This window comes from Bradyrhizobium sp. Mp19 (genome assembly GCF_029952935.1).
GTDB classification, from domain to species: domain Bacteria; phylum Pseudomonadota; class Alphaproteobacteria; order Rhizobiales; family Xanthobacteraceae; genus Bradyrhizobium; species Bradyrhizobium elkanii.
Genome location: NZ_JASAUT010000037.1, coordinates 1 through 8,397, shown reverse-complemented (window position 1 = coordinate 8,397; position 8,397 = coordinate 1). Strand labels below are relative to the sequence as shown.

The following is an 8,397-nucleotide window of genomic DNA, read 5'->3' as shown; positions in this document are numbered from 1 at the left end:
TCAAGACCAGCGTAGGTGTCTGAGCAAACCCTGGAAGGATCGGCTGGCGCAAACTGAGCATCGTCCCGCAAGTCGGAGGGCGTTGGCGCATTCAGATCAACAAATGGCTCAAGACCAGCGTAGGTGTCTGAGCGAACCCTGGAAGGATCGGCTGGCGCAAACTGAGCATCCTCGCGCAACTCGGACGGCGGTGGCGCATTCAGATCAACAAATGGCTCAAGCCTGCCCTTAGCATTTGACGCGGGCCTGGATGGTGATCCTGGTTCTTGCAGCTGTTCACTCAACCAAACCCAAGCTCCAGCGCTTAGGCTGGCCGGCGCTGAGGGAAGATCCCGCGAAGAGCCGGAAAACCGATCGCCCTGCGCGGCCGGCGAGCTCGGCTGCTCAGGGCCTGGCAGCCCCAGCTCTCGGTTCGCCTCGACGAGTTTCAAGTAGCTGCGAAGATGCGACAGATCGGGACCGTGTACTCTGCCTCCAGTCCATTGGAATGCTACTACGTCATTGTCGAGGGATACCTGCTGCCTGCTGGAGCCGTTTAGCCGCCCGATGATGCTCCCTTTGCCATTTCCTCTCAGCCACGCACTCAGCGCACGAAGACGCCTCGCCCGCTGTTGCGCGGACTGCCTCAGCTTCGCAGTCGGAGTTTTAAGATCTTTCAGAGCTTGGCTCAGCGCGCCCTCGATGAGGGGCGCATCTTCTGGATGAGGAACTAGGCGACGGGGGGCACCGAGGACGCGGGGTTCGGGTGCTTCGACTTCTTCCCCCCCACGCAGCAGCCGCCGGAGAACGTCCACAGCCGACCTAATGCGGTTCTGGGGGTCACGGCCCAAGCTCCTGTACTTCGCTATTTCCTCATCGAGCGATGAACCGTCTCGCAGCCGAGAAGCTACAGGGCCCCGATGACTTGCGTTAACCCAGCGGACAAAAGTCCCAAGTCCGGAAACATTGTTGTTGATGGCCCCTGGGGTAAGCTTGCGCCTCTCGGCGTGCACGCGAAACCTCGTCAAGAGTTCCGCGTCTTCGGCCGGAAGCTGCTCGCCGATCAGCTCGTCCGGCGACGACGCCGGAGCTTGTCTCTGCGCTGGTGACGTCGCCAGTTGATGGGATGGGATCTGCATCAGCGGCCGCTCAACCGCGTCGCCCTGCGGAGGCGGCGAGGGGCTGGGTCCGTCCATCGTCTCTAAAGGCAGATCCTGCTGGTTCGCAGGCAAAATCTTCGGCCAGCTGACAGCTCCGTTCGACCCGCTGTGCTGCGCAGCCGCGGAGAGGGTCGGCTTCATCTCGGCGCGAACCGCGTCTTCGAGATCAGGCAGGGGGCGAATATGACGCAGGAGTTCGATCGCTGTAGCACCCGCCGGCGACTTCAGGAGATGAGCCAGTGCGGCTCCGGCTTTACTGCGGCTATGGGGGTCCACCTCCTTATACCGATTGACATCTTTATCCAGCGAGCCGTGGCCAAGCCGAGCAGCAATGCCGGGCTTATCGTTTTCACGGAGGTAATCACTGAAATCGATAAGAAGAGTTGCATAGCTCCTGGCGGTGTTGGCGGTGCTCAGGGGTGCTTCTTCCTTGTACCTTTTGATGAGATCCGCATCCTGGGGATAGGGATTCTGCTCTACCCGGCTTGCAAACGGCGTGATGCCGCCCGGCGATTGGGAGGCTCGAAGATAATCCAGTGGGGCAGCGATGGCCTGCTCCTCCTTCTCGGCGAACTCCTGGGCATCCTTGTCCAGCGACTTGTCGTAAAGCCGGGAAGCAATGCCCGGCTTGTCGTTCTTCACGAGCCAATGCCCCAAGCTGAAAAGACCACGTAGATTGCGACCGACCGTGCTCTCGGAGGCCCCAGCTTTGATGAGTGCCGGCCTCAGCCCCTCAATAAGAGAGGCATCTTCGCAATAAACAGGATCTAGGCTGCTACCTGCGAAAACCAATTTTGCATGGCCGGGCGGTAGCGCCGAGGCATTCAGCATCGTTCCACCGCCTTGACCGTGCGGAAGCGGCGTAGATGGCTGCCCGCTCGCCCGCATGATGGGAATCTGCTCGCCTGGCACGAGGATGTCGCGGTAACGTTCATTCGTCAGCTCGTCGTCCTGGTGGCGCCAGTTCACGGGATGAGGGGACTCTGCAGGATTCAATGCCAGGCTATCCCGCGGTGGCTGAAGACACGACGATGCACCGGCTTCGTCGACCGTCCCAAAGAATAACTCTCGATCATCCCCCTCAGCGAGTGCCGCTGGCCAACTGAAGGCGGGCTGCGACCCGCCCTGCTTAGCCGCGGCCTCAATGCCCCCTGCCCGGGCAGTGATTGACGCGACTCCGCCCGGCGACTGAGAGGCGCGGAGACGATCTAGTGCGGTAAGAACGAGGTGCCTGCGACCTTGATCGAAGATCGCAGCGTCGCTGCTGAGCGATTCGTCGTTAAGCCGAGCAGCCACTCCCGGCTCGTTTTTTGCAAAGAGCCACTGGCTGAATCTGCGAAGAGGACGAACATAATTCGTCTTAACGGTGATCTCCTCGTACCCAGCCTTAACGAGTGCTTCTTGAAGTCCGGAAATCAAGGGCGCGTCTTCGGGATGAAAAGGCGGACCGTTGAGTTTTCTCGCTCCATTACGGAGATGATCAAGTGCCGCGCCGATACTTTTGTTACCCCCGGCGTCCTTGTAGCGCTTGATCTCTTCATTGAGCGGTTCGTCCTCGTTCCATTTCTCGTCCTGAAGCCGAGCAGCAATGCCAGGCTTGTTGTTTGCACGAAGGTAGTGGCTGAAATCCGTGAGAATGGATGCATAGGTTTTGGCGGTACTTGAAGTTCCGGCCGCCACCGCTTGCTGTCTGTATTCTTTGATGAGAAGTCCATCCCTGGGATAAGGAGTGAGGTCAGGGCGGCCTGCGATCGGTACGACTCCCCCCGTCAATTGAGAGGTCCGCAGACGAGCTAGTGCCCAACGGACGTTCGCCGTCCCACCTTTGGTTATGAACTCCTCGACATCCTTGTCCATCGACTCGTCATGAAGCCGATCAGCAATGCCCGGCTTGTCCTTTGCAAAGAGCCAGCGGCTCAAGCTGAGCAGATAACCGACGTAGCTCGTGGCGGTGCTCTCGGCAGCTCCCAGGAGCGCCTGCTTAAGGCCGGAAACAAGGCGCGCATCCTTAGCATAAAGCGGCTCCTTGCTGCGACCTACCAAGACCCAATTTGACTGAGCGGTCTGGAGCGCTGCGGCGCCCAGCACCGCCTCATCCGTTCCGGCATTCGCCTCAGATCGCGATGCCTCCGCTTGATGGGCGCGGACCTGCATGAGCACGGGAGCAGACGGGACAGCGATCTCGCTCAGCTGCTGCTCAAAGGCCGCCGCATCTGTGGACGGAGCCGGTGAGCTCTCTTGCGGGCCCGCAGTGCCCGATTGTTGACGCACCCAGTTGGTGGATTCGAACTTCATTCGTTCTCACTTTCGGACTATAGGCCAATTTGAAGCCTGAGGTCGGTTGTGATTTGCCACGGAATCGACTCGGCAGCATCGAACCCAGCAGAAAACTATCGTGAACGCCCAAAATGCCGCGTCGAAGCACTCCGACCGGGCGCTCCAGTATTCTTGCAGCGATCGCCAGCTATGATCGCCTCTGGAAACCCTGCTCTATGTGCGATATCTGTCGAGAACCTGACGCGGAGCCGCCGACTTCCTGCAGCGGACACGCAGACTGCCCCCATGGCCGGAAATCGATAAGGAACCTCCCGAAGAACGGTTCTGTGGGCGTTCTTGAGCCTTCTTGTATGATCGTGCCCCGCAGCGTGGTGTAGCTGAGTGCGGGTGCCGGCATGGGCCTGGATCGGTCAGTGGCGATAGCCGGAAGGCTCACGGCGGGATCATCGCCCAACGGGGCGATGGTTCCCAGTGTCATGTAGCGTCGACGCTCGACGCCCCGCCCGTCATTCTGCTCGAACAGGATTGCGCCGACCAGACGGGTGATGGCGTCCTCATTGGGAAAGATGCCGACCACTTCGGTCCGCCGCTTGATCTCGCCGTTGACGAAGCCGGCGCACGCTAGCCTCCCCCCGCAGCGTCGCTGCGGTAGCGGCTGGTCGAGGTCTGGTAGTACTGCGCGCGGATGGCCGCCATGGCCTCGATCAACGCTCCCCAGGGCGCGGGAAAGCGTTCTTTCGCCATCACCCGGTCCAGCATGCGCGTAAGGCCGGCCAGCTCGTCGTTGAGGAACTCCACCACAGGCATAGCCGGATAGCGCTGCAGCAGGAGAATCGCCGCGTTGTAGGCCTCGCCGGCCGACCTGTCCTTGTCGCGTCCATGCAGGTCGTTCTGCAGGCGCCCTATCGCGGAGATGAGCCGCAGGACCTGGCGAAACGCCGGACGCGCGCGCAAGGTCGCCATGTCCAGCCCCCACAGCAACGACAGGCAACAGAGCACGTTCGCGTAGGCGATCGAATCGATGCCGTTGTGCAAGTACTCGGTGTAAGACCAGCGTTCCGCCCCCGCCGCTTGCGCGTGCCCGGCGCGCAGCGCTGCGCAGTAGCACCGGGTATCGTCGAGAAGCTGAGCATAGTCGCGACGATCGTAGGCGAGCGCGGCCAGCGAAGCGCGCAGCACAGCGCAGCCCTCGAATCCGGGAAGCGCGCACGGCACGCCCTGCCCCAGCGCCTGCTCTACCGCGGCGAGCTGCTCCGGCGCGATCAAGCCAAGATCGTTGCAATCGTCGAGCCAGAACAGCAGCGCCAGTTCGCGATAGAATGCCACGATCAGCGTTTCGTCCTGCGGATCGCGGCCGGTGCGGGCGCTGATGTCGCGCAGGCTCAGGCGGATGCTCTGCAGGATGTACTGGCCACCCCTCACCGCTTCCACGGCATGCTCCTCGCCGAACCCGGTCAAGGAATGCCCCCACTCCAGCACCTGCTGCAGCGCGCGTTCGGTCTGGATCATGGCGTCGCTCCTGCTTCCTCGGCCGGGTTGCGCCGTCCCCAACGAAGCGCCAGCCACAACCCGGCGAGTTCGGCGACGCGCACAACCCGAGTTGGACAATACAGTTCCTTGCCGATCCACAGCGGCGTCTGCGGCAACGCGTGCGCCGCATGGCGGGCGAGCATCCACTCCAGCGCACGCGCTACTGCTTGCGCGATGCGCCGGCGCCCTGTCGGCTCTTCGCTCCCGTTCATCACGTGCAACGCGAACAGCGCATAGGCGGTTTCCTCGAACGTTGACGCGCGACCCGCGCCCCAGCCGCCGTCCTCGCGCTGCGCCAGCAGCAGCGCCGCCAGCGCGCGCTCATCGCGCCACTGCGCCTTGCCTTGCGCCAGCGCAGCGACCGCATGCGCGGTGGGATACAGCCACGAAACGTGCCATTTTTCGTTGTCCCATAGACCGTGCGGGTTCCGATTGGCCTCGACGTAGGCGCTGGTGCCGACGGCGGGCTTTCCCAACAGTCGCAACGCATGCAGGGCATGGATGTTGGTCGACACGGAGGAATTGCGCTCGCCGGGGAAGGTGACGAACAGCTCGCCGATTTCGAATTGGCGCAACGCATCGACCGCCGGGTCGCGGCCTGCAAGGCGCAGGACGCACAACGCAACGGCGGTGTCGTCCGCATCGGCCGCAAAGTGCAAGGCCGGGCCCAGACCGCGCACGCCCAGGCGGGCGTCGAGCTGCGCGACGATCACGCGCACCGCCTCGGCGAGCGCGGGATGCGCGAACAGCCCGGCCAGATGCAGGGTGTACAGCGACCAGCATGGCTCGAACACATTGATCGGCCAGACATTGGGAATGACACCTTCGATGCCGCTGCGCGTCGCCCGCGATGCCATCTGCAAATACTCATCGGCGCGCCCGAGCTGCGGCGTGCTCGCCTGTGTCACGGCGTACGCACGCCACGCGGCGGTGGCCGCCGGACTGATGCCGATGCTGCCGTCGTCATCCGGGAATGCGGTGGTCGGCGACGTCCCCCAGGCTTCCCAGGAGTGCAGCAATGGATGGCCGCTCGGCAACGTTGCCACAGTCCCCAGCTTGACCATGCACGCTTGCCGCAACGGCAACAGCGCCGGGTGGCGCGGAAACGCCACGTCGCCCAGCAAGGATGCGGCCTCGCCGCAAAGCTGCGGCAGGATCAGCTCCGCGCCGATGGGCGCATCTTCCGGCACCGCATGCGCGTAGGGATCGGGCTGGCGCTGGAGGAACTGGGTTGCAGCCTGGACTGCGTCTGCAACGCCGGGAAGAGAACCGGCGCGCTGCAATGCCAGCAACGCCGCCCACGTGGGCGCATGGCGGAACCGCGAGAAGTCCGCGCTTCCCCAACCGCCGTCGGCCTGTTGCTGCGCGAGGAGCCACGCGTATGCGTCCTGCCGACCGGTGACGTTGCCGTGGAACCACAGCGCTCGCGCCGTATCGTAGACGGACGGACCGACGCGGCCACCATCGCTCATCTCGCTCAGCAGGCGGCGCAATTCGGAAAGAATCTGTTCGGACAGCGCATTCACGCAGGATGTTCCTTCTGCAAACGATTGACGGGAACCAGAATCGGGCAGACGCCGCGCACGTCGCCGCAGGCCCGTCGCGGTCCGGCGCCTCAGCAGCGCCGGACGGCCGCATAGGCTTGCGCGCCGCGCGCCACGTGCGCCGCGGCAATGCTGGCCAACCGCTGCGATCAGCGGCGCGAACTCGGGACACAGTGCAGCATGCACCGCTGCCGCCGGCCGATCGCAACGCCACGGGGGCGCCTCCATGCGAACGGGCGCGCTCATGCGGATGGCGCGTGCTTGAACAGATACGCGTTGGTCCGCTGTAGGATTTGCGCCAACCGCTCCGTACGCGGCCCCAGCGGCGCGATAGCCTCCCCGCTATCGCGCAACAGATCCAGCGCGAACTGGCGTGCTGCCTGCAGCCCCATGAACGACGCGCAGGTCGGCTTCTGCGCCGCCTCGTCCTTGCCGGGGGTCTTGCCCAGCGCCGCGGTATCCGCTGTCACGTCGAGAATGTCGTCGATCACCTGCAGCGCCAGGCCGAAACAAGCGCTGTAATGATCGAGCGCACAGTACAGCGCAGCGTGCGCGGCATCATCCGCGACTGCGCATAGCGCGCCCATGCGAACGGACGCGCGCACTAGCGCTCCGCTCTTCATCCGGTGCATCGCCACGATCCTGTCCAGCTCGACGTGCTTTCCAACCAGCGACAGATCCATGGCCTGCCCGCCTGCGGCACCCTCGGCGGACACCGCCTGCGCCAATTCGCGCACGAGCGCGATACGGTTGTCGCCCGGCGCATCCAGGCTCGCCAGGGTCAGGAAGGCGTGCGCCTGCAGCGCATCGCCGACCAGGATCGCAGTCGCTTCGCCGAACTTGACGTGCACGGTCGGACGGCCGCGGCGAAGCACGTCGTCGTCCATCGCGGGCAGATCGTCGTGAACCAGGGTACAGGCGTGCATCATCTCGATGGCGGCGGCGACGTTGTCGAGCATGTGCGCCGGTGTGTCGGCCAATGCGCCGGCAGCCAGACAGAGCAAGGCGCGGGTACGTTTCCCGCCATGCAAGGTGGCGTAGCGCATCGCCGCCATCAGCTCGGTCTCACCGTCATGTTCGGCGCAGAGAAGACGCGCCAGCTCCAGTTCGACCCGCTTTGCGCCGTCCTGCATCCAGATCTCGGGGAGCAGCAAGCCGGATGCGCCGCGCGCCTGCGTGCCCGATCCGCCGGGCGCGGAATCATCAGTTCTGTCGTCCTGTGGCCTGGAACCGGTCTGCATGTTGTTTTTGTCCTTGACAGGAGACCGCCACGGCGAGCCCCGCCGCCAGGGTGTTGTCGGCGTCGCACCGAGTGCAGCAATGCTGCGCGTCGCCGGCGCCGTTGGCTCGCCACAGGGGCATGCGATGCCAGCTCATGAGAATCCGATGCGGATCGTCATGGACGGATGTGCGGTCGGGTAATAGCGCCGGCCTTTTTCGACGCCGCTTAGCAACCGCGGCCGCACCCCGGCCTCGTGCATGGTCAGCGCCAAGGCGATACAGAACTGCACCAGTTCCAGCCATGCCAGGTGGTAGCCCATGCAGACGTGTGGGCCGGTACCGAACTGCAGCATGTCCACCGGCCGGATCGGCTCGGTGCGTTGCAGCCACCGCGCCAGCCGAAACTGATCAGGCGCCTCGTGCAGCAGCGCCGAGGTGGAGAAATGCAGCAGTGGGATGCACAGATCGGTGCCCGCGGGAATGCGCCGTTGGCCGAGTCTCAATTCACGCAGTGCGCGACGCACTAGGAGCGGCGTCGCCGGATACACGCGCAGCGTCTCGCGGAACATCGCCTCGGCGACCGGACACTGCGCCAGGTCCGCGTGCCGAGTCGGCACCGTGCCCACGCGTTGCGCCTCCTCGACCAGGGCGTCCCACAGCCCAGGCTGCCGCGCCAGCTCGATCAC

General features: G+C 64.1%; 4 protein-coding genes and 2 pseudogenes. All 6 read right to left on the bottom strand.

Annotation, left to right across the window (positions count from 1 at the left end):
• Positions 1-3,434 (bottom strand): annotated as a pseudogene (locus QJT82_RS30925) (hypothetical protein); the annotation flags it as partial.
• Positions 3,435-3,831: 397 nt separating this feature from the next.
• A pseudogene (locus tag QJT82_RS30920) lies at positions 3,832-4,023 on the bottom strand (transposase); the annotation flags it as partial.
• A 14-nt stretch (positions 4,024-4,037) separates the two neighbouring features.
• Positions 4,038-4,925 carry a hypothetical protein gene (locus QJT82_RS30915; RefSeq protein WP_038388667.1) on the bottom strand — a complete coding sequence of 296 codons (888 nt, stop codon included), beginning with the start codon at positions 4,923-4,925 and terminating at the stop codon, positions 4,038-4,040.
• On the bottom strand, positions 4,922-6,472 hold the full coding sequence (locus QJT82_RS30910; RefSeq protein WP_259245108.1) for a hypothetical protein: 1,551 nt from the start codon (positions 6,470-6,472) through the stop codon (positions 4,922-4,924). Before QJT82_RS30910 ends, QJT82_RS30915 begins: the two co-directional genes overlap by 4 nt.
• Before the next feature lie 260 nt (positions 6,473-6,732).
• Entirely contained in the window at positions 6,733-7,731 is a 999-nt protein-coding gene (locus QJT82_RS30905) for a polyprenyl synthetase family protein (protein ID WP_259245107.1), read from the bottom strand.
• A gap of 132 nt (positions 7,732-7,863) precedes the next feature.
• Positions 7,864-8,397, bottom strand: a 534-nt coding sequence (locus QJT82_RS30900; RefSeq protein ID WP_281446667.1) for a cytochrome P450, incomplete at its 5' end; no start/stop codon positions are given.

Bases quoted from the DNA above. Each gene is read 5' to 3' on its own strand.
- QJT82_RS30915 (WP_038388667.1), bottom strand. From the start codon at position 4,925: ATGATCCAGACCGAACGCGCGCTGCAGCAGGTGCTGGAGTGGGGGCAT.
- QJT82_RS30905 (WP_259245107.1), bottom strand. From the start codon at position 7,731: ATGCAGACCGGTTCCAGGCCACAGGACGACAGAACTGATGATTCCGCG.